We start from the raw sequence: 19,282 nt of genomic DNA on the forward strand, positions 1-19,282 counted from the left end.
GCCTGATGAGGAGTCAACCCTCATCAGGCTTCTTATTTACTCGCCAGGCGCGCTACTGAGCGTTAATAACGTACTCGAAGTCTTGCTTTAGCTTGGCGTCGGTAATAATCAGCGTCAGGGGCTGGGGCGCGTCCACTTTTACAAATGGAATAACCCGCTCGCTCTTGTACTGGTCCTGATTCCAGAACCGGCCGGTGCCGGCGGTCAGGGTTTGGGTGAATACTTCCTTGCCGTCTTTGGTCGAGGCCTTCAACGACAGGGCCGAGGGGTCGGCATTCTGAGCGCCCCGGCGGTACATGGTTACCTGCAGCTCGCCGCCGGGCGGCAGGTTCTTAAAGCGGCGCTGGTAGGTGCTGTCGGCCCAGCGGTTCATCTCGCGCATGGCGTTCAGGGCCGTTACCAGCTCGGTGTAAGGCCGGTAGGCCACGCGGGTCATGGAAGCGTCTTTTTGGGAGTCCTCATCCGTGTTTTTCGTCACGTTGAGCACCAAGGCGCACTCTTCGTCCTTCTTGGGCCGCATGTAGCGCTTGCGCTCCGGCGTAACCATCTGGGCAGAAGCGGCAAAGGAAGAAAGAAGGGTAATGAGCAGGAAAAGCTTTTTCATCAAGCAAATAAGGTAGTCGTGTCGTGGCCCGGCCACTGTGGGGCAAAGGTACGCAAGTGTCAGACAGCAGCCAGCGCGGCTTCGTTCAACCCCGGCCCTGAAACGACGCAGCCCAGGAATCGGAAGACCAAGCGCAACCAGGATGATCGGGCGTGTCTGCGGCTAGGCTCAAGCCGACGGCTAAAAAACGAAAAAGGCCCTTAGCGTAGCGCTAAGAGCCTTTTGCGGTCCGGACGGGACTCGAACCCGCGACCTCCGCCGTGACAGGGCGGCATTCTAACCAACTGAACTACCGAACCATTTCCTTCCTGAAACGCCAGCTGCGTTCCGTTGAAGTGGTGCAAAAGTAGAACAGCTTTTTAGATTCCACAACACCAGCGCCATCTTTTGGCCGAAAAAAGTTCCTCGTTAGCCGTTTGTGCCTGGTTTTAAGCGACATTAATTTTTAGGCTAGCTACTGCTTTTTAGTCCGGCCCGAGCCAATCACGCCCGTAGAGAAGTCATTAGCGCCGCCGTTCCAGCAAGACGATGGGGTCGTCGTGGTAGGTGGTGCGGGCAAATTCCCGGAAGCCGAACTTGCCGGCCAGGCGCAGGGAGGCCTCGTTGCCCGGGTCGATGATGCAGGTGATGCGTTCAGCGGGCAGGTTGGCCTCGGCCCAGCCCAGGGCGGCCCGCAGCGCCTGGCTGGCGTAACCCCGGCCGTGCACGCGGGGCGACAGTACCCAGCCTGCTTCCGGCGTGCCGCTGATGGAAGGAGTAAGGTCGCGCTGAAAATCGAAGAAGCCTACGCCGCCGAGGTAGCGGCCGGTAGCTTTTTCCTCGATGGCCCAGGAGCCGTAGCCGAGCATGGCCCAGTGGCCCAGCTGGCCCAGCAGGCGGCGCCACACGTCTTCCCGGGAGTGGGGCTTATTACCCAGAAAGCGGTAAAAGTCGGGGTCAGTGTGCATGGCCGCGGCTTCGGGCAGGTCGCTGAGGCGGGGGCCGCGCAGCAGCAGGTCGGGTGTTTCGAGCAGCGGAACGATGGCGACTGGGGCCGGGAGCAGGCTTAGGGGAGGCTTCATGGCGGCAAAGTAGCAAAAGTTGCGTACCGTTTTGGCGTCGCCCGAAAACGAAAAAGGCCCTTAGCGTAGCGCTAAGAGCCTTTTGCGGTCCGGACGGGACTCGAACCCGCGACCTCCGCCGTGACAGGGCGGCATTCTAACCAACTGAACTACCGAACCATTTCCTTCCTGAAACGCCGGCTGCGTTCCGTTGAAGTGGTGCAAAAGTAGAAGGAGCTTTGGGATTACGCAACTATGGCCCCGCTTTTTCTGGAAATAAAATGCCCTGACGGAGCTTTATGCCTGTTTTTCAGCGACATTATTTTTTCGTAAAATCATTCCGGGCCGGTGGCGGCGCGTATGGAGGCGTTTCAATTACCTTTGCTTTCGCCCGGACTACTTCGGTGGTTTGGCCGTATTCCCATTTTTGTCACCCTGACGCATTCATCCCCGGCAATGCTCCTCGATTTCGAACAACCAATTGCTGCCCTCGAAGGCAAACTCCGCGAAATGCAACAACTGGCCCTGGACAGCCAGGTAGATGTATCGGAGGCCGTAACCGCCCTCGAGGCGAAAATCAAGGCTCTTAAGAAGGAAACCTACACCAACCTCACGCGCTGGCAGCGCGTGCAGCTCTCGCGCCACCCCGACCGGCCCTACACCTTCGACTACATCGAGGGCATGACCTCCAAGTTCGTGGAGCTGCACGGCGACCGGACCGTGGGCGACGACAAGGCCATGGTGGGCGGCTTTGCCGACCTGGACGGCCGCTCGGTAATGTTCATTGGGCAGCAGAAGGGGCGCAACACCAAGGAGCGGCAGTACCGCAACTTTGGCATGGCCAACCCCGAGGGCTACCGCAAGGCCCTGCGCCTGATGAAGCTGGCCGAGAAGTTCAACAAGCCCGTCGTGACGCTGATTGACACGATGGGCGCCTTTCCGGGCCAGGAGGCCGAGGAGCGGGGGCAGGGCGAAGCCATTGCCCGCAACCTGAAGGAAATGTTCATGCTCAAGGTGCCCGTCATCTGCGTCGTCATCGGCGAGGGCGCTTCGGGCGGGGCCCTGGGCATCGGTATCGGCGACCGGGTGCTGATGCTGGAAAATACCTGGTACTCGGTGATTTCGCCCGAGTCGTGCTCCAGCATTCTGTGGCGCTCCTGGGACTACAAGGAGCAGGCCGCCGAAGCCCTCAAGCTCACGGCCAACGACATGCTGAGCGCCAAGCTCGTGGACGGCATCGTGAAGGAGCCCCTGGGCGGCGCCCACACCGCGCCGGCCAAGATGATTGACACCCTGAAGAAAACCCTGATCAAGACCCTGGACGAGCTGGAGGCCGTGCCCGCGGAGGAGCGCATCAGCCAGCGCATCGACAAGTTCTCGGCCATGGGCGTCGTGGTAGAATAACGCGGGCGGCCGACTGGCTGCCTCAGTCGTACAAAGCGTCATGCCGGGTTCCGCGGAACCCGGCATGACGCTTTTTTTATTCCTTGCTACCTTTCCCGCCCAATCCGGAACCCACCCAACCTTCCTTGTTCTATGACTGTTCATACCCTTAATACCGGCCTGTTTAAGCTCGATGGGGGCGCCATGTTCGGCGTCGTGCCCAAGTCGATGTGGCAGAAGCTGAACCCGCCGGACGCCAACAACATGTGTACCTGGGCCATGCGCTGCCTGCTGGTAGAGGATGGCAACCGCCTGCTGCTGGTCGACAACGGCATTGGCGACAAGCAGGACGAGAAGTTTCGGGGCCACTTCTACCTGCACGGTGACGCTTCGCTAGAAGCCTCGCTGCGGCAGAAGGGCTTCACCTCGGCCGACATTACCGACGTGTTTCTGACCCACCTGCACTTCGACCACTGCGGCGGCTCGGTGGTGCGCACGGCCGGCGGGCAGTTGGAGCTGGCTTTCCCGAATGCCACTTACTGGAGCAACGAAGCCCACTGGGACTGGGCCGTGACGCCCAATCCGCGCGAAAAGGCCAGCTTTCTGAAGGAAAACATCCTGCCGATTCAGGAGAGTGGGCACCTGCGCTTCGTGGGGCCTGGCGGCGTGCCGGCCGAACTCTCGCAGTTCCGGGAAATCATCTTCGCCGACGGGCACACTGAGAAAATGATGGTGCCGGTGCTGAACTACAAGGGCCGCAAGCTGGCGTTTATGGCCGATTTGCTGCCCTCGGTGGGCCACATTCCCTTGCCCTACGTGATGAGCTACGACATGCGCCCGCTAATTACGATGACGGAAAAAGAAGCCGTGCTGCGCCGGGCCGCCGACGAAAACTGGGTGCTGGTGCTCGAGCACGACCCCGCGGTGCCCTGCTGCACGGTGCAGCACACCGAAAAAGGCGTGCGCGTGGCCGAAACCTTCCGCCTCGAAGACCTTTAACCAGCCCCTCGTCGTATGCGCAAGCTCGGATTAGCCTTGTCGGGAGGGGCGGCGCGCGGTATTGCCCATTTGGGGGTGCTGCAGGCCCTGGATGAGCTGCGGCTGCCCATCGGCCACATTGCCGGGGTCAGCTCCGGGGCCATTGCGGGGGCCTTCTACGCGGCTGGCTTCGCGCCCCGGGAAATCTTCCGCCTGCTGACCGACACTCGGTTTGTGCGGCTGCTGCGGCCGTCATTCCGCCTGGGCCTGGTGCGCCTCGACCTAGTGGAAAAGCTCTACCAGCACTATTTGGGTAATGAGCCGACGTTCGAGGCGCTGCACACGCCCCTGACGCTGGTGGCTACCGACCTGGCCGCGGGGCAGACCGTGTACTTTCAGCAGGGGCCCTTGCTGCCGCCTTTGCTGGGGGCGGCGGCCGTGCCCATCGTGTGCCGGCCGGTGGAGTGGCAGGGGCAGGTGCTGGTCGATGGCGGGGTGATGAACAACTTGCCGGTGGAGCCCCTGCTGGCCCAGGCCAACCTGGTGGTCGTGGGAGTGCACTGCAACCCGATGAGCCCGGAAGCCCCGCTCACGACGCTGCGGGAAGTGGGGGAGCGGACGGCGTATCTGGCCATTTCCATGAACGTGCAGCCCCGCCTGGCCCAGTGCCACTTTATCCTGGAGCCGCCGGCCCTGCACCGCTACCGCGTCACGGATTTGCGGCGGGCTTCGGAAATATTCGATATCGGCTACGCGCACACGCTGGCGCGGGCCGAGGAGCTGCGCCGCCTGCTGGAAGAAGATCCGGTAGCCGGACAGGATTGAAATTTCTTTAGTTTTGGCCTCTGACTACTACCATTTCGGCAATAGTCACTTACCTTTTGCATGGAAAAAGCACGAAAGACCTCTACGTTCTGGTATCAGTTTTCCCGTTTCTGGTTTTGGATAACCGGTTGGCATCTAGGACCGAAGGTGCCGCCCGGCATTCCCAAAAGCATGATGATTGCCGCCCCGCACACCAGCAACTGGGACTTCATGTTTGCCCGGGCCGCGTTTTATTTGATGGACGTGGACGTGCGCTTCACGGTAAAAAAATCGTGGGTGGATATTCCGGTGCTGGGCAAGCTGATGCTGGCCCTGGGCGCGCTGCCCGTGGATCGGCAAAAAAATAACAGCCTCGTCGACGGCATGGTGCAGCTCTTCAACGAGCGGGAGGAGCTGGTCATTCTCATTACCCCCGAAGGCACCCGCGCCTACCAGCCCCGCTGGAAAAAAGGCTTCTACTTCGCCGCTATGGGTGCCAACGTGCCGATTCTGCTCGGCTACCTCGACTACAAAAACAAGGAAGCCGGCGTGGGCCCCGCCTTCTGGCCCACCGGCGACTACGAAAAAGACCTGGAGGAAATCAAGGCGTTTTACCGCACCAAGACGGGCCGGTTTCCGGAAAAAGGCGTGCGGTAAGCCGTAATCGGCTTTCTGCCCGTAAATAGGAAAAGGTACGTCCCGAAAAGGCGTACCTTTTCTGCGTAAAGCCCGCTGCCCATTGCTATGGAAAAACTGCAAACCCTCGGCCTGATTCTGTTTGGACTCGTCGTCTTCGTGTGGCGCATGGTGCAGAAAATGCGCGACACCACCCGGCGCGAGCAGCAGGAGCGGCCCCCGGCCCGCGTGCCGCTGCCCAGCACCTCCTTCGAGGAGCTGCTCAAGCAGATGCAGCAGCAAAACCAGCAGGGCAACCCCACTACGGCTCCCGCCCGCACACCCGGCGGCCGAGAGCTGCCCCACGAGGAGGCTCCCAAGGCCCGCACCCTGGAACAGCCCGCGCGCAAAGCCCAGTCGCAGGAGCGCCGCGCCACGAATGTCTCGCTCGAAAGAGCGGCTCCGGTAGCCCGCCGCAACACCGGCCTGGACCACCCGGCTCCGGACAACCCGCTGCGCCGCCCCCGCCCCACGGCTCCCGCTCCCGCCGCCCGGCGCGTCATCACCGACCGGCTCCGCACCCCGGCTGACCTGCGCGACGCCTTTATTCTGAGCGAGATTCTGAAGCGGAAATTTGAGTAGGGCGCTCTTGTTAAGAAACCTACAAACAGAAAAAGCCCGGCGAAACCGGGCTTTTTCTGGGTTAATCCTGGGTCAGTGCGTACGACACCAGATTAGCGCCCATGCGCAGGGCCGCGTCGTGGGTGGCGGGCGGGTCGTCGTAGGTGCCCACGTCTTCCCAGCCGTTGCCCAGGTCGCACTCGTAGCTGTAGAAGCAGACTAAGCGGCCTTTGTAGAGCAGGCCGAAGCCTTGGGGACGCTTGCCGTCGTGCTCGTGCACTTTGGGCAAACCCTTGGGAAACTGAAACTTCTGGTGGTAAATCGGGTGGGAGTAGGGCAGCTCCACGAACTCCAGCTCGGGAAATACCTTCTTCATTTCGGGCCGGATGAACTTGTCGAGGCCGTAGTTGTCGTCGATGTGCAGGAATCCTCCGCCAATCAGGTAGCGGCGCAGGTTTTTGGCCTCTGCCTCCGTAAACGACACGTTGCCGTGGCCGGTCATGTGCACGAAGGGGTAGGTGAACAGCTCCGGCGAATCCAGCTCCACGGTGGCCTCGTCGGGGGCAATGTTGGTGCGCAGCGTCTGGTTGCAGAAGCGGATCAGGTTGGGCAGGCTGGTTTTGTTGGCGTACCAGTCGCCGCCCCCGCCGTAGTGCAGCTTGGCAATGCGGAAGCTGGGTGCTACCGGCGCGGCCGCAGCCAGGGACAAGAGCAGCAGAAAGGAAAGCAGCAGGTTTTTCAGCATAAGGCAGCAAGAGCGTAGATGCTCGTAATAGACTACAAAGTACGGCCAAGGTGGCAAAGTTCAGTCGTGGGGCTACATTGCCGCTATACTAGTGCTTCGTGGCTGCGTTGATTGCCCGGCCGTTCAGGATTCGCGAAGTTGCCGCTATTATCTCGCTGCCGCATGAAAATTCGCCGATTGGCTTCCCTTACAATGGTGCTATTGATTGTCTGGGGCCTTGTGCACACGAGCGTTGTGGTAGCCGACGGCCTGACCGACTCCGGACAGCGGGCCGACGTGGCTGTGGTACTGGGCAACACGGTCAACCCCGACGGCTCGTTGTCGGAGCGGCTGCGGCAGCGGCTGGACTGTGGCCTGCATCTTTACCGGGCGGGGCGGGTGCCGCGGCTGCTGGTCAGCGGCGGTCTGGGCAAGGAAGGCTTTTACGAAGGCAGCAAGATGCGGGACTATCTGCGGCAGCAGGGCGTGCCGGGAAACCGGATTATCGTGGACAATAAAGGCAATACTACGGAGCTGACCGTACGCAATACCCTAAGCCTGCAGGACAGTCTGGGCTTTCGGAGCCTGATTACCGTGTCGCAGTACTACCACCTGACCCGCACCAAAATGCTGTTTCGCAAGGCGGGTTTCACTCACATCAGCAGTGCGAGCCCCCGGTACGTAGAGTGGCGGGATGTTTACTCCCTGGGTCGAGAGTTCGTGGGCTATTATCAGCAGCAGCTGTTTTAAAACCATACCATGCACTTCCCAGGTTTTTGCCGCGTTGCGCTTTGGCCCGTAAAAAGTCGTTTCTTGCCTTGTACTGCGCCTCCGGCCCACTAGTTCTATTCCTTCTAACCAACCTATTGCATGATTACCGGCAACGATTTAGTGAACCTGGGCCTGAAGCCCGGCAAGTGGTTTAAAGCCGCCCTGGAGCACATCAACACGCACAATCTGGAAGGCGACGCCCTGCAGACCTACCTCAACACGGTAAAGCCCGCCCCGGAACTGCCGCTGTTGGCTCAACCCGTGCCGTTTCACGAGAACATCCGCGCCGACTCGGCCGTGGAGCAGGCCAACATCGACTACGTGCGCCAGTCGATGCAGCTGCTCATGCGCACGCCCACGGTGGTGGCCGGTGCCATCATGCCCGACGCCTGCCCGGCCGGTCCGCTGGGCACGATTCCGGTGGGCGGCATCGTCGTCGCGCGCAACGCCATTCACCCCGGCATGCACAGCGCCGATATCTGCTGCTCGGTGATGCTGACCAACCTGGGCCAGGCCGACCCCAAAACCGTGCTCGACGCGGCCCAGCAGATTACTCACTTCGGGCCCGGCGGCCGCCCCGAAGGCCAGCAGTTTGCCTTGCCGGCCGATATTGAGGCCGAATTCCGGGCCAATCCGTTTCTGAACTCGGCGCGCAGCCTCAAGTTTGCCCGCGAGCATCTGGGCACCCAGGGCGACGGCAACCACTTTCTCTACGTGGGCATCTCGCGCAACACCGGCGACACGGTGCTCGTGACCCACCACGGCTCCCGCGGCCCCGGCGCGGCTCTGTATACGCAAGGCATGAAGGTGGCCGAACGGTTCCGGCAGGCTATTTCCCCCGAAACCGCCCCGCCCAACGCCTGGATTCCCAGCGACTCGGCGGAAGGGGAGCAGTACTGGGCCGCCCTGCAAACTATCCGGAAGTGGACCAAGCAAAACCATCTGTGCCTGCACGATGCCCTGGCCACTGAGCTGGGCGCCACCGTGCAGCAGCGGTTCTGGAACGAGCACAACTTCGTGTTTCGCGACGGGGATCTGTACTACCACGCCAAGGGCGCCACGCCGCTCGACCCCAAGTTCATGCCTGACATCACCGGGCCGCGCATCATTCCGCTCAACATGGCCCAGCCCATCTTGATTGTGGAAGGCACGACGACGGCGAATAACCTCGGGTTTGCGCCCCACGGGGCCGGCCGCAATCTGAGCCGCACCCGCCACAAGTACAGCAAGATCGGGCAAACCAAGGAAGAGCTGTTTGCCGCCGAAACCCAGGGCATCGACGCCCGGTTTTTCTTCAACCAGATTGATATTTCCGAGCTGCCCAGCGCCTACAAGGACGCCGCCGACGTGCAGCGGCAAATTACGGACTTCAACCTGGCCACGACCGTCGACGAAATCCGGCCCTACGGCTGCATCATGGCCGGCGACTGGGAGCAGGACGCGCCCTGGCGCAAGAAAAAGCTGGCCAAGGAAGCCGCCCGCCTGGCCGCCGACGACTCCCAGGCCGACGGCTCGGCGCTAACGGCTGAATAGGGGGCTGGCCAGAATCACAGCTCCCGCACCACGTGCACGGTGTGCACCGCCGCCAGCGCGGCCGTTTCGGTGCGCAGCCGCGAAGCGCCCAGCGTCACGGGCCGGATGCCGCGCTGCCGGGCCAGCTCGATTTCCTGGGGCGTAAAGTCGCCTTCGGGGCCGATAAGCACGCAGCAGCCGGCGCCTTGGGCCGCTACGTGGGATAAAGCTGTCCGCTCACCTTCTTCCAGGTGGGCAATAAACGTGGTGGTGGGCTCAACAGTAGGCACAAAGCTGGCGAAGTCGGTCAGCTCATCCAGCTGGGGCAGCCAGGCCTGGCCCGACTGCTTCAGGGCGCTGACGGCAATTTTTTCCAGGCGCTCCAGCTTCAGCTCCCGCCGCTCCGAGCGGCTGCCGCGCAGGAACGTAATCCGGTCAACCCCGATTTCCACGGCCTTTTCGACCAGCCACTCCATCCGGTCCAGGTTTTTGGTGGGCGCCACGGCTACGTGCACAAAATACGCGCGGCGCTTAACCTCCTCCTGACTAATTACGCGCAGCTGGCAGCGTTTGGGGTTGGCGTCGGCTACTTCGGCCTGAAAGATGCCACCCCGCCCGTTTACCAGCACGACAGCGTCGCCGACCCCCAGGCGCAGCACCCGCACGGCGTGCTTGCTTTCGTCTTCGGGCAGGGTATAGGTCGGGCCGTTGAGGTCGGGGGCGTAGAAGGTGTGGGGCATGGCGCAAAAGTAGGGCTTCCGGGGTTGGGAAGCGCGTAAAACGGGTGTGCCGTGGCCGACGAAGCTCAGCAGCAGAATTTTTTCTGCATCCAAGCCCGGTCCGGGTCGTAGAAGTAAGCTCCCCAACCACAACTTCTACTTTCTCCGATTATGGCCACCAAACTCAAAAAACTATCCAAGCAGGTACTTGTCATCACCGGCGCGTCCTCGGGCATCGGGCTCGTCACGGCCCGCATGGCGGCCGAAAAAGGCGCGAAGCTCGTGCTGGCCGCCCGCAGTGAAAACGCCCTGCGCCAGCTCTGCGACGAAATCAACGACGCCGGCGGCCACGCCACCTACGTGGTAGCCGACGTGAGCAACCAGGACGACGTGCGCCGCGTGGCCCAGGCCGCCCAGGCCGAGTTCGGCGGCTTCGACACCTGGATTAACGACGCGGGTGTGTCGATCTACGGCAAGCTGGAGGATATTCCGGTGGAAGACATGCGCAAATTGTTCGATACCAACGTCTGGGGCCTGATTTACGGCTCAATGGAAGCCGTGAAGCACCTCAAGCAGCGCGGCGGGGCCATCATCAACGTCGGCAGCATCCTGTCGGAAAGCACGGCCATTCTGCAAACCATTTACTCGGCCAGCAAGCACGCCGTGAAAGGCTTCACCGACGGCCTGCGCATGGAGCTGGAAATGGACGAGGCCCCGGTAGTCGTCACCCTGATCAAGCCCGCCGCCATCGACACACCCTATCCGCTGCACGCCAAAAACTACATGGAGCGCGAGGCCCAGCACGCCCCGCCCGCCTACGCCCCCGAAACCGTGGCCCGCGCTATTCTGCACTGCTGCGAGGTGCCCGAGCGCGAAATCACCGTGGGCGGCGGCGGCCGGGCCATGGTGGGTATGGCGCACCTGGCTCCGCGTCTGCTCGATAAGTTTATGGAAAACGTGTTTGCCAAGCAGGAAAAAGCCGACTACGCCCCGCGCCCCCTCCACCAGAACGGCCTCGACCACGCCGCTGGCCGCCTCGAGGAGCGCGGCAACTACCCCGGCCACACCCGGGAAACCAGCCTCTACACTACCGCCACCATTCACCCGCTGGTAACGGCCGCCGTGGCCGGGGCCGTAGGGCTAGGAGTAGCGGCTCTGGTGCGCAAATCCAAAAACGGCACCACTACCACCGCCGCCGCCGATTCTGCCGTGACGGAGGCCAACAGCGCCCAGTGGGTGGAGTAGCCCAGCTGGTCGAATAAACAGAAAGCCCCGCTGGCAGCTGCCAGCGGGGCTTTCTGTTTGGGGTAGGACCAAAGCTTAAGCCGTTACCTCGGCTACTTTGGGTGCGCCGGCCAGGATTTCCTCGTTGGCGAAGTCGGCGTATTTCTGGAAGTTGTTGACAAACTTATCGGCCAGGGCGGCGGCGGTTTTGTCGTAGGCTTCCTTGTCCGACCAGGTGTTGCGCGGGTCCAGAATGTCGGTGGGCACGCCGGGCACGGCGGCGGGCACTTCCACCCCAAAGATGGGGTGCTTGGTGAAGGTCACGTCGTGCAGCTCGCCGTTCAGGGCGGCCGTAATCATGGCCCGGGTGTAGCCCAGCTTCATGCGCGAGCCCACGCCGTAGGAGCCGCCCGTCCAGCCCGTGTTGATCAGCCACACGTTCACGTCGGGGTTCTCGTCCATTTTCTGGCCCAGCATCTCGGCGTACTTGGTCGGGTGCAGGGGCAGGAACACGGCGCCGAAGCAGGCCGAGAAAGTGGTCTGGGGCTCAGTAACACCCATTTCGGTGCCCGCTACCTTGGCCGTGTAGCCACTCATGAAGTGGTACATGGCGTGGCTCTTGTCGAGCTTGCTGATGGGAGGCAGCACGCCAAACGCATCGGCCGTCAGGAAGAAGATGTTCTTGGGAGCATCGGCTACCGAGGGCTCAATGGCGTTGTCGATGTAGCTGATAGGGTAGGCCGTGCGCGTGTTTTCCGTTACGCTCTTGTTGGCGTAGTCTACCGTGTGGGTGCCGGGTATAAAGCGGGTATTCTCCACGATGGAGCCGAACTTAATGGCGTCCCAGATCTGGGGCTCCTTCTCGCGGCTCAGGTCGATAACCTTGGCGTAGCAGCCGCCCTCGAAGTTGAAGATGCCCGCGTCGGGCGTCCAGCCGTGCTCGTCGTCGCCGATCAGGCCGCGGTTCGGGTCGGCCGACAGCGTCGTTTTGCCCGTGCCCGAGAGGCCGAAGAAGACGGCCGTGTCGCCGTCCTTGCCCACGTTGGCCGAGCAGTGCATGCTCAGGGTGTTGTGCTCGTAGGGCAGCAGGTAGTTGAGCACCCCAAAAATGCCTTTCTTCATCTCGCCGGCGTAGCCCGTGCCGCCAATCAGAATCATCTTCTTGGTGAAGTTCAGAATGGCGAAGTTGGCTTGCCGGGTGCCATCCACGGCGGGGTCGGCCTCGAAGCCGGGGGCGCAGATGATGGTAAAGTCGGGCAGCCATGACGTGTCAGCGCCTTCCGCGGGGCGCAGGAACATGTTGTAGCAGAACAGGTTGTGCCAGGCCAGCTCGTTCACCACGCGCAGCTTCAGCTGGTAGTCGGGGTTGGCGCCGGCGTAGGCTTCGCGCACGTACAGCTCCTTATCGGCCAGGTACTGCACCATTTTGGTGTGCAGCTGGTCAAACTTGTCGGCGTCGAAGGGGATGTTGATGTCGCCCCACCATACGGAGTCGGCCGTGTTGGCGTCCTTCACCACGAAACGGTCTTTGGGCGAGCGGCCGGTGAACTTGCCGGTGTCGGCCATCAGGGCACCGGTGTCGGTGAGCGTGCCTTCACCCCGGCGCAGGGCGTGCTCAACAAGCTCGGCCGGCGTCAGATTGAGGTGTACTTCGCCGGTTTGGGAGAAACCGAGTGGCTGCAAACGATTGCGGAGAGAAGTGGTAGCGGCAGTGTCCATCATGGGGCCGAAAACGGGGTGAAAATGGGTGGGAGATGGGGGAATCGCAGGACAAAAATAGACAAAAAACTGATGCTGACGCTTACAGTTGTTAGTTAAACAGAAAATTTAGCGAATATTCGCTATGCCAACAAGTCTATAGGCCCTGAAAAGCCCCCTACGGTTCGCAATTGCGAAAGTTTTGTAGCTTTACCAACGCCCGTCCGGCAGTTGCCGGCGGGTCTTTCTTTCTCCCCTCACCTTTATTTCCCTTTCATGCAAACAGCCTCCGCCGTACGCGAGCAACCTACTATGCCCGCGTCGACTGGTCATCCCAAGGGCCTGTATGTGCTCTTCGCTACCGAAATGTGGGAGCGTTTCAGCTATTACGGCATGCGCGCCCTGTTGTCGCTCTACATGATCAAGGCCCTCCTGATGAACAAGGAGATGTCCTCGCTCATCTACGGCAACTATACCAGCCTTGTGTACCTCACGCCGCTGCTGGGTGGCTACGTCGCCGACCGTTACTGGGGCAACCGCCGCTCGATTCTGGTGGGGGGGCTGCTGATGGCGGCCGGGCAGTTCTGCTTGTTTTTCAGCGCCTCCATGTTTCAGACGGGCCAGACGGCGGTGCCTTCCTCCCAGCTGCTGCTGTTCTTCCTGGGCCTGGGCTGCCTGATCTTTGGCAACGGCTTCTTTAAGCCCAATATCTCCTCGATGGTTGGTTCGCTCTATCCCAAGGGCGATTCGCGCATTGACGCGGCCTACACCATCTTCTACATGGGCATCAACCTGGGCGCGTTTTTCTCGCCCCTGGTCTGCGGCACGCTCGGCGACACGGGCAACCCGGCCGACTTCAAGTGGGGCTTCCTGGCGGCCGGTATCGGCATGCTCGTGGGTAGCCTCACCTTTGAGCTGCTGAAAAGCAAGTACGTCGTAACGGCCGAAGGTGCCCCGCTGGGCGCCAAGCCCGAGCGCACGGTGGAAGCCTCCCCGGTCGTGCCCGTGCAGACCGACGGCCCCGTCCGCTCCGAAACCATTGCCCAGCCCGCCAAGAGCTTCGCCAGCAAGCTGCCCATGCTCATTGGCCTGTTTGCGGTAGTATACGCCGCCATTGCCTGGCTGATGGACCGCGACTGGATTGGCGCGCTGGTGTTCTCGGCCATGATTGTGGCTCCCATTACCATCCTGACCGACCCCACGCTTACGGCCCGCGAGAAGCAGAAGATCTACGTGATTTTCATTCTGAGCTTCTTCGTAATCTTCTTCTGGGGCACGTTCGAGCAGGCCGGCGCCTCGCTGACCTTCTTCGCCGACGAGCAAACCGACCGGCAGCTGGGCGCGTACACCGTGCCGGCTTCGTATTTCCAGTCGGCCAATGCGTTGTTTATCATCGTGTTTGCCCCCATCTTCGCCGTGCTCTGGACCTGGATGGGCAAGCGGGGTACCGAGCCTTCTTCGCCCCTGAAAATGGCTATCAGCCTGATGCTGATGGCCGTGGGTTACCTCATCATTGCCTTCGGGGTGAAGGGCGTGGACGCCAGCACCAAGGTGAGCATGTTCTGGCTGATTACGATGTACCTGGTGCACACCTTCGCCGAGCTGTGCTTGTCGCCCATTGGTCTGGCCCTGGTAAACAAGCTGGCTCCGGCCCGCTTTGCTTCGCTGCTGATGGCCGTGTGGTTCCTGGCTACGGCGGCCGGCAACAAGCTGGCGGGTGTGCTGTCGGGCCTATATCCTCCCGGTCCCGGCGAATTTGCTAAAGCCTCCAAGGCTGGCATCAACCTGCCCGACATTCTGAACGGCACCTCCCAGGCCACGGCCGACGTCACGGCCAAGCTGACCGAGCTGGAGCTGACCTCGCACTGGCCCTCATTCCTGGGCTTCCAAATCACCAGCCTCTACGACTTCTTCCTGATTTTCGTCGGGCTGTCGGCCGTTGCTTCGCTTATCCTGTTCGTGCTCTACAAGCGTCTGAACACGATGATGGCCGAGCCGGTAGAGGCGTAGTACCTTCTATACCGATCTGTAAAAGCCCCGCTGGATTGTCCGGCGGGGCTTTTTCGTTGATCGGCTGTAACGCGCAGTTTCACTGGGCGAATCGTTGAACAAGGCGTAGGATGCCTGTATTGCGTAGCGCTGTGTGCGTCTATTGCTCATTTGCGGCCCAGCACCAGTCCGCCACCACGGCTCGCGAAGTGGAACTTCGCGTTACATGCAGCTGCTCGGACCAACAAAAAGCCCCGCCGAATAAATTCAGCGGGGCTTTTCTAATTGGTCCGAGCAGCTGGCTCGGGCGGGGCCGAATTACATCATGCCGCCCATGCCACCCATGCCGGCAGCACCACCGCCGTGGCCGTGGTCTTTGTCGGCTTCGGGCTCGTCCGAAATCACGCACTCGGTGGTCAGGAGCAGGCCGGCAATCGAGGCGGCATTTTCCAGGGCCAGGCGCGTTACCTTGGTGGGGTCGAGGATACCGGCCGCCATCAGGTTTTCGTACCGGTCTTCGCGGGCGTTGTAGCCGTAGTCGCCTTTGCCTTCGCGCACTTTCTGCACCACTACCGAGCCTTCGCCACCGGCGTTGGCCACGATGGTACGCAGGGGAGCCTCGATGGCCGTGCGGATGATGTTCACGCCGGTGCGCTCGTCACCATTGATGGTGTCAACGCCTTCCAGCGCGTCCAGGGCGCGCACCAGGGCAACACCGCCGCCGGGCACTACGCCTTCTTCCACGGCCGCACGGGTCGCGTGCAGGGCATCGTCGACGCGGTCCTTCTTCTCTTTCATCTCTACCTCCGTGGAAGCACCGATGTAGAGAATGGCCACGCCACCCGACAGCTTAGCCAGGCGCTCTTGGAGCTTCTCCTTGTCGTAGTCGGAAGTGGTGGTGCCGATCTGGGCTTTGATTTCGTTGATGCGGGCGGTGATGGTTTCCTTCTCGCCGCGACCATTGACAATCGTGGTGTTGTCTTTGTCAATGATGATCTTCTCGGCGGTGCCGAGGTACTCCAGCGTAGCGCTGTCGAGCTTGTAGCCGCGCTCTTCCGAAATAACGGTACCGCCAGTCAGCACGGCAATGTCTTCCAGCATGGCCTTGCGACGGTCGCCGAAGCCGGGCGCTTTCACGGCGGCAATCTTCAGCGAGCCGCGCAGCTTGTTGACTACCAGCGTGGCCAGGGCTTCGCCGTCTACATCTTCGGAGATGATAACCAGGGGCTTACCCGTCTGAACTACCTGCTCCAGGACGGGCAGCAGCTCCTTCATGGTGCTTACTTTCTTATCGTAGATGAGTACGAAAGGGTTGTCGAACTCGGCCTCCATTTTCTCCGGGTTGGTCACGAAGTAAGGGGAAAGGTAGCCCCGGTCGAACTGCATGCCTTCCACCGTTTTTACTTCGGTTTCCGTGCCGCGGGCTTCTTCCACGGTGATAACGCCTTCCTTGCCCACTTTGTCCATGGCGTCGGCAATCATCTGGCCGATTTCCATGTCGTTGTTGGCCGAAATAGCGCCCACCTGGGCAATTTCCGACGAGTTTTCAATCTTCTTGGACTGCGCCTTCAAGTTCTCCACCACGGCTTTCACCGCCTTGTCGATACCCCGCTTCAGGTCCATGGGGTTGGCACCGGCGGCTACGTTTTTCGAGCCGGCCGCGTAGATGGCCTGGGCCAGTACGGTGGCAGTAGTGGTACCATCACCGGCCTGGTCGGCGGTTTTGGAGGCTACTTCCTTCACCAGCTGGGCACCCATGTTCTCGATTGGGTCGCTCAGCTCAATTTCCTTGGCCACGGTGACGCCGTCCTTGGTGATGGTGGGGGCGCCGAATTTCTTGTCAATAACCACGTTGCGGCCTTTCGGGCCCAGGGTTACTTTCACGGCATTGGCCAGTTTGTCTACGCCGCGCTTCAGTTTGTCGCGGCCGTCGGTATCGAATTGGATGTTCTTAGCCATCGTATGTTAACAGAGAGGATGAATTCGGAAAGGAAAGGGTGATTTACAGGACGGCGAAAATGTCCGACTCGCGCATGATCAGGTAGTCCTGGCCATCCACGGTGATTTCCGTACCGGCGTATTTGCCATATAGCACCTGGTCGCCCACTTTCACCTGGGGCTGGATCAGCGTGCCGCTGTCGGCCACTTTGCCTTCGCCTACAGCCACTACTTCGCCACGCTGGGGCTTTTCTTTTGCTGTATCGGGGATGATGATGCCCGATTTGGTTTTTTCCTCAGCAGCAGCCGGTGCAATGATGACGCGGTCAGCCAGCGGTTTCATGCTTAGTGACATATTGTTCGTTTTGGTTGAATGGGTTGGTTGAAATGAACCTGTGCCCGCAGGCAACACTTCTTGTGCCAGCCTCCCAGAACCTGACAGAATGAACACGTTTTAGCGCTATTCTCAGTCAGGTTTTCACTGCTTCGTGCCCACGTGTCAGGGTATCGCGCAAAAAGTTGCTTCAGTCGGGAAGGAGTGGCGGCAACTGAATTCCTGGGAAAAACAAAAGCCGCTGGCTCCCCGAAAGGAACCAGCGGCTTGAAAAAACAGAGCTAAACTCAGGCTACTGAGCCGGTGTGGTGGCGGGCTGCTGAGCTGGAGCGGCGGCGGGAGCAGCGGCCGGAGCCGGAGCCGGAGCGCCGGGAGCGGCCGGGGCAGGCGTAGCCGGGGCCGTGGGCAGCTTGGCTTCCAGAGCGCGCTGCTGGTTGACGCTGCGAACCGGGCCGGCGGCGTCCGAGGTGCCATTCAGCACGTGGGTGCCCAGGGTCAGGACCATCATACCGATGGCAAAGCCCCAGGTGAGGCGCTCCAGCAAATCACCGGTCCGTTTTACGCCCATCAGGTTGGCCGCGCCGCCCGAGCCAAACTGGCTCGACAGTCCACCACCTTTGGGGTTTTGGGCCAGCACTACCAGCGCCAGCAGCAAGCATACGAAGAGAATCAGGCCAATGAGAGCGTAATACATTTACTCGGTAGATTTCAGTTGTTGAATTTGGTCGGCAAAATACGCCTTTTTTTCCGGCTGACGCACCATCAGCCGTTCATATATTTCAATTGCCTTGTGGAGCTTGCCCTGACGCACCATGATTTGGGCCAGGCTTTCGGAGGCCAGATCGGGCACGCCCTGGGTGCTGCGCACCGACAAATCGGTTTGCTCCTCGCCCGCGGCCGGCCGGGCGGCCGGGGTGCGCAGGCGGGGCTTGTTGCGCAAGAACTTGTTGATCAGGTCAAAGGACGAGGGGGCGGGCGGCGGCGCGGGCTGGTAGCGGGGGGGCTGCGCGTGCAGCAGGGCATCGGGGGCAAAGAACGTGGTACCGGGCAGGGCAATAGTAAGCTCGTCGGCCGCTTGCAGGCAGAAGCCCAGGCGGCTGCCGCCGCTGAGCGCGTAAGCCAGGAAGTCGTCGCCGCGGAAGCCGGCCGCGGCGGTTTCCGCGGCGGCAGTGGGAGCTTCGTCTTCCTGCGGCACCGGCAGCTCATACACTGCTCCGTGGGCCGGGTCGGGGAGGCCCAGGCCAAATTCAAACCGGGAAGACCCAGCCTCGGCCGGAGGGCGGATGGGCGGCGCAACCGGCGGCAGGATGTCTTCGTCGGCCGGCTCCGCAACCGGTTCCGCGGCAGGGAAGGTGGCCGCTACCGGCTCCAGATTTTCGGCGGGTACAGAAGAATCTTCGGGCAGTAGCTCGTCAGCAATAACCGCTTGATCAATAGGGGTATTTGCCGTGTCGGGCTCAAGTAGTTCCGAGCTGGAAGCGGCGTCCGTTACAGCTTCCGGCCCGGGCGTGTTTTCCGCCGGCTCCTGCTCTGCGGCGGAAGCTTCGGCTTCCTGCTCCGGAATAGCTGCCAGGATGGTAGCTTCCGGCGCGGCGGCCGGCGCCAAGACTTCAGTTGAAGCCTCAGGTGTGCGTTCCAGCGCTGTTTCTTCTAGAGCTTCCGGCTGCTGTTCGGCGGTGGGCAACTCCTCCTGAATCGGCGCCTCAGACGGCTCCGCTACCTCGATCTGCTCGGGGGTGGGTATTTCCTCTGAAGCGACAAGCGAAACGCTGTCGGCGGCGGCTGGGGCCGGAGCTACTTCCGCCGCTGCGGCTTCCGGAGCCGCAACCTCTTCTTCGGCAGGTTCTGCCGGCGCCACAGCTACGAAGGTAGCTTCCGGGCCCAGGGCGGGCGTTTCATCCCCGGGAGCGACCGGGGCCGGGGCCGCAAACTGCTCGGTAGTACTGAAGGCCGGCTGCTCGATCAGCTGGCGCAGCAACTGGCGGTCGGTGGCGTAGGTGGCGGCCCGGCGCAGGCGCTGGCCGGCCAGCATGCTGCCCTGATCGTGGGCGGCCTTGGCCAGCAGCACGTGGGCCGTCTGGCAGTAGGGAAAGGCCGCCGCCAGCTGCTCCAACTCCCGGATTTCGGTTTCCGAAATGGCGCTTACATGATCAAGAATGTGCAACAGCGACGCGCGGGTCATAGACGGAAACGGTAAGGGGAAAAAGTGACCGGCCGGGCCACCCCGGGCGCGCTCCTAATGCTACGGAACGGCTTACGGGGCGGCAAAAGTGCATCAAATTACGCAGGAAACCCACGCTAACCGGGAAAACAGCCGCTTTTCCGGCC

General features: G+C 61.5%; 18 protein-coding genes and 2 tRNA genes. 9 read left to right on the plus strand and 11 right to left on the minus strand.

What is annotated here, in order from left to right; translation table 11 throughout:
• Positions 1-52: 52 nt before the first annotated feature.
• The 4 genes from E5K00_RS02790 to E5K00_RS02805 form a co-directional block, all read right to left on the minus strand.
• Entirely contained in the window at positions 53-604 is a 552-nt protein-coding gene (locus E5K00_RS02790) for a hypothetical protein (RefSeq protein WP_135461463.1), read from the minus strand.
• A 225-nt stretch (positions 605-829) separates the two neighbouring features.
• Positions 830-903, minus strand: a tRNA-Asp gene (locus E5K00_RS02795).
• Positions 904-1,107: 204 nt separating this feature from the next.
• Positions 1,108-1,665 carry a GNAT family N-acetyltransferase gene (locus E5K00_RS02800; protein ID WP_135461465.1) on the minus strand — a complete coding sequence of 186 codons (558 nt, stop codon included), beginning with the start codon at positions 1,663-1,665 and terminating at the stop codon, positions 1,108-1,110.
• Positions 1,666-1,750: 85 nt separating this feature from the next.
• Positions 1,751-1,824, minus strand: a tRNA-Asp gene (locus E5K00_RS02805).
• Positions 1,825-2,100: 276 nt separating this feature from the next.
• Between E5K00_RS02805 and E5K00_RS02810 the strand changes: the two genes are divergently transcribed.
• The 5 genes from E5K00_RS02810 to E5K00_RS02830 all read left to right on the plus strand — a co-directional run bounded on the left by E5K00_RS02810 (position 2,101) and on the right by E5K00_RS02830 (position 6,066).
• The gene (locus E5K00_RS02810) at positions 2,101-3,048 is read left to right on the plus strand and encodes an acetyl-CoA carboxylase carboxyltransferase subunit alpha (protein WP_135461467.1); all 948 of its coding nucleotides are present in this window, start codon (positions 2,101-2,103) and stop codon (positions 3,046-3,048) included.
• Between the two features lie 132 nt (positions 3,049-3,180).
• Complete coding sequence (locus tag E5K00_RS02815; protein WP_135461469.1) at positions 3,181-4,026, plus strand: MBL fold metallo-hydrolase; 846 nt, start codon at positions 3,181-3,183, stop codon at positions 4,024-4,026.
• A 15-nt stretch (positions 4,027-4,041) separates the two neighbouring features.
• A complete protein-coding gene (locus E5K00_RS02820) occupies positions 4,042-4,830 on the plus strand; it encodes a patatin-like phospholipase family protein (protein WP_135461471.1) in 789 nt (262 codons plus the stop codon).
• Between the two features lie 171 nt (positions 4,831-5,001).
• Positions 5,002-5,466 carry a 1-acyl-sn-glycerol-3-phosphate acyltransferase gene (locus E5K00_RS02825; RefSeq protein WP_317128867.1) on the plus strand — a complete coding sequence of 155 codons (465 nt, stop codon included), beginning with the start codon at positions 5,002-5,004 and terminating at the stop codon, positions 5,464-5,466.
• Between the two features lie 87 nt (positions 5,467-5,553).
• Complete coding sequence (locus E5K00_RS02830; protein ID WP_135461475.1) at positions 5,554-6,066, plus strand: hypothetical protein; 513 nt, start codon at positions 5,554-5,556, stop codon at positions 6,064-6,066.
• A 61-nt stretch (positions 6,067-6,127) separates the two neighbouring features.
• Here the strand turns inward: E5K00_RS02830 and E5K00_RS02835 are convergent, their stop codons facing one another.
• Positions 6,128-6,790, minus strand: a complete 663-nt coding sequence (locus E5K00_RS02835) for a DUF4159 domain-containing protein (protein ID WP_135461477.1) — start codon at positions 6,788-6,790, stop codon at positions 6,128-6,130.
• 219 nt (positions 6,791-7,009) lie between these two features.
• Between E5K00_RS02835 and E5K00_RS02840 the strand changes: the two genes are divergently transcribed.
• Positions 7,010-7,519: a YdcF family protein gene (locus E5K00_RS02840; RefSeq protein ID WP_210114268.1), complete on the plus strand. Its 510-nt coding sequence runs from the start codon at positions 7,010-7,012 to the stop codon at positions 7,517-7,519.
• A 120-nt stretch (positions 7,520-7,639) separates the two neighbouring features.
• Positions 7,640-9,073: an RtcB family protein gene (locus tag E5K00_RS02845; protein WP_135461481.1), complete on the plus strand. Its 1,434-nt coding sequence runs from the start codon at positions 7,640-7,642 to the stop codon at positions 9,071-9,073.
• A gap of 14 nt (positions 9,074-9,087) precedes the next feature.
• Here the strand turns inward: E5K00_RS02845 and E5K00_RS02850 are convergent, their stop codons facing one another.
• The gene (locus E5K00_RS02850; protein ID WP_135461483.1) at positions 9,088-9,792 is read right to left on the minus strand and encodes a 16S rRNA (uracil(1498)-N(3))-methyltransferase; all 705 of its coding nucleotides are present in this window, start codon (positions 9,790-9,792) and stop codon (positions 9,088-9,090) included.
• 150 nt (positions 9,793-9,942) lie between these two features.
• Here E5K00_RS02850 and E5K00_RS02855 point away from each other — a divergent pair, with 150 nt between their 5' ends.
• Complete coding sequence (locus E5K00_RS02855) at positions 9,943-11,016, plus strand: SDR family oxidoreductase (RefSeq protein ID WP_135461485.1); 1,074 nt, start codon at positions 9,943-9,945, stop codon at positions 11,014-11,016.
• Positions 11,017-11,091: 75 nt separating this feature from the next.
• Here E5K00_RS02855 and pckA read toward each other — a convergent pair whose 3' ends face one another.
• Entirely contained in the window at positions 11,092-12,714 is a 1,623-nt protein-coding gene (gene pckA, locus E5K00_RS02860) for a phosphoenolpyruvate carboxykinase (ATP) (protein WP_394346323.1), read from the minus strand.
• A gap of 255 nt (positions 12,715-12,969) precedes the next feature.
• Here pckA and E5K00_RS02865 point away from each other — a divergent pair, with 255 nt between their 5' ends.
• Positions 12,970-14,703 carry a peptide MFS transporter gene (locus E5K00_RS02865; protein WP_245328194.1) on the plus strand — a complete coding sequence of 578 codons (1,734 nt, stop codon included), beginning with the start codon at positions 12,970-12,972 and terminating at the stop codon, positions 14,701-14,703.
• Positions 14,704-15,000: 297 nt separating this feature from the next.
• Here E5K00_RS02865 and groL read toward each other — a convergent pair whose 3' ends face one another.
• From groL to E5K00_RS02885, 4 genes are all read right to left on the minus strand, one after another.
• The gene (gene groL / locus E5K00_RS02870; protein ID WP_135461489.1) at positions 15,001-16,641 is read right to left on the minus strand and encodes a chaperonin GroEL; all 1,641 of its coding nucleotides are present in this window, start codon (positions 16,639-16,641) and stop codon (positions 15,001-15,003) included.
• Between the two features lie 43 nt (positions 16,642-16,684).
• Positions 16,685-16,975, minus strand: coding sequence for a co-chaperone GroES (groES, locus tag E5K00_RS02875; protein ID WP_135391854.1), 291 nt, complete (start codon positions 16,973-16,975; stop codon positions 16,685-16,687).
• A gap of 271 nt (positions 16,976-17,246) precedes the next feature.
• Positions 17,247-17,648 carry a preprotein translocase subunit SecG gene (secG, locus tag E5K00_RS02880; RefSeq protein ID WP_135461491.1) on the minus strand — a complete coding sequence of 134 codons (402 nt, stop codon included), beginning with the start codon at positions 17,646-17,648 and terminating at the stop codon, positions 17,247-17,249.
• Complete coding sequence (locus tag E5K00_RS02885) at positions 17,649-19,136, minus strand: hypothetical protein (protein WP_135461493.1); 1,488 nt, start codon at positions 19,134-19,136, stop codon at positions 17,649-17,651.
• Positions 19,137-19,282: the final 146 nt, after the last annotated feature.

Origin of the sequence: Hymenobacter aquaticus (genome assembly GCF_004765605.1) — a bacterium.
Taxonomy (GTDB): Bacteria; Bacteroidota; Bacteroidia; order Cytophagales; family Hymenobacteraceae; genus Hymenobacter; species Hymenobacter aquaticus.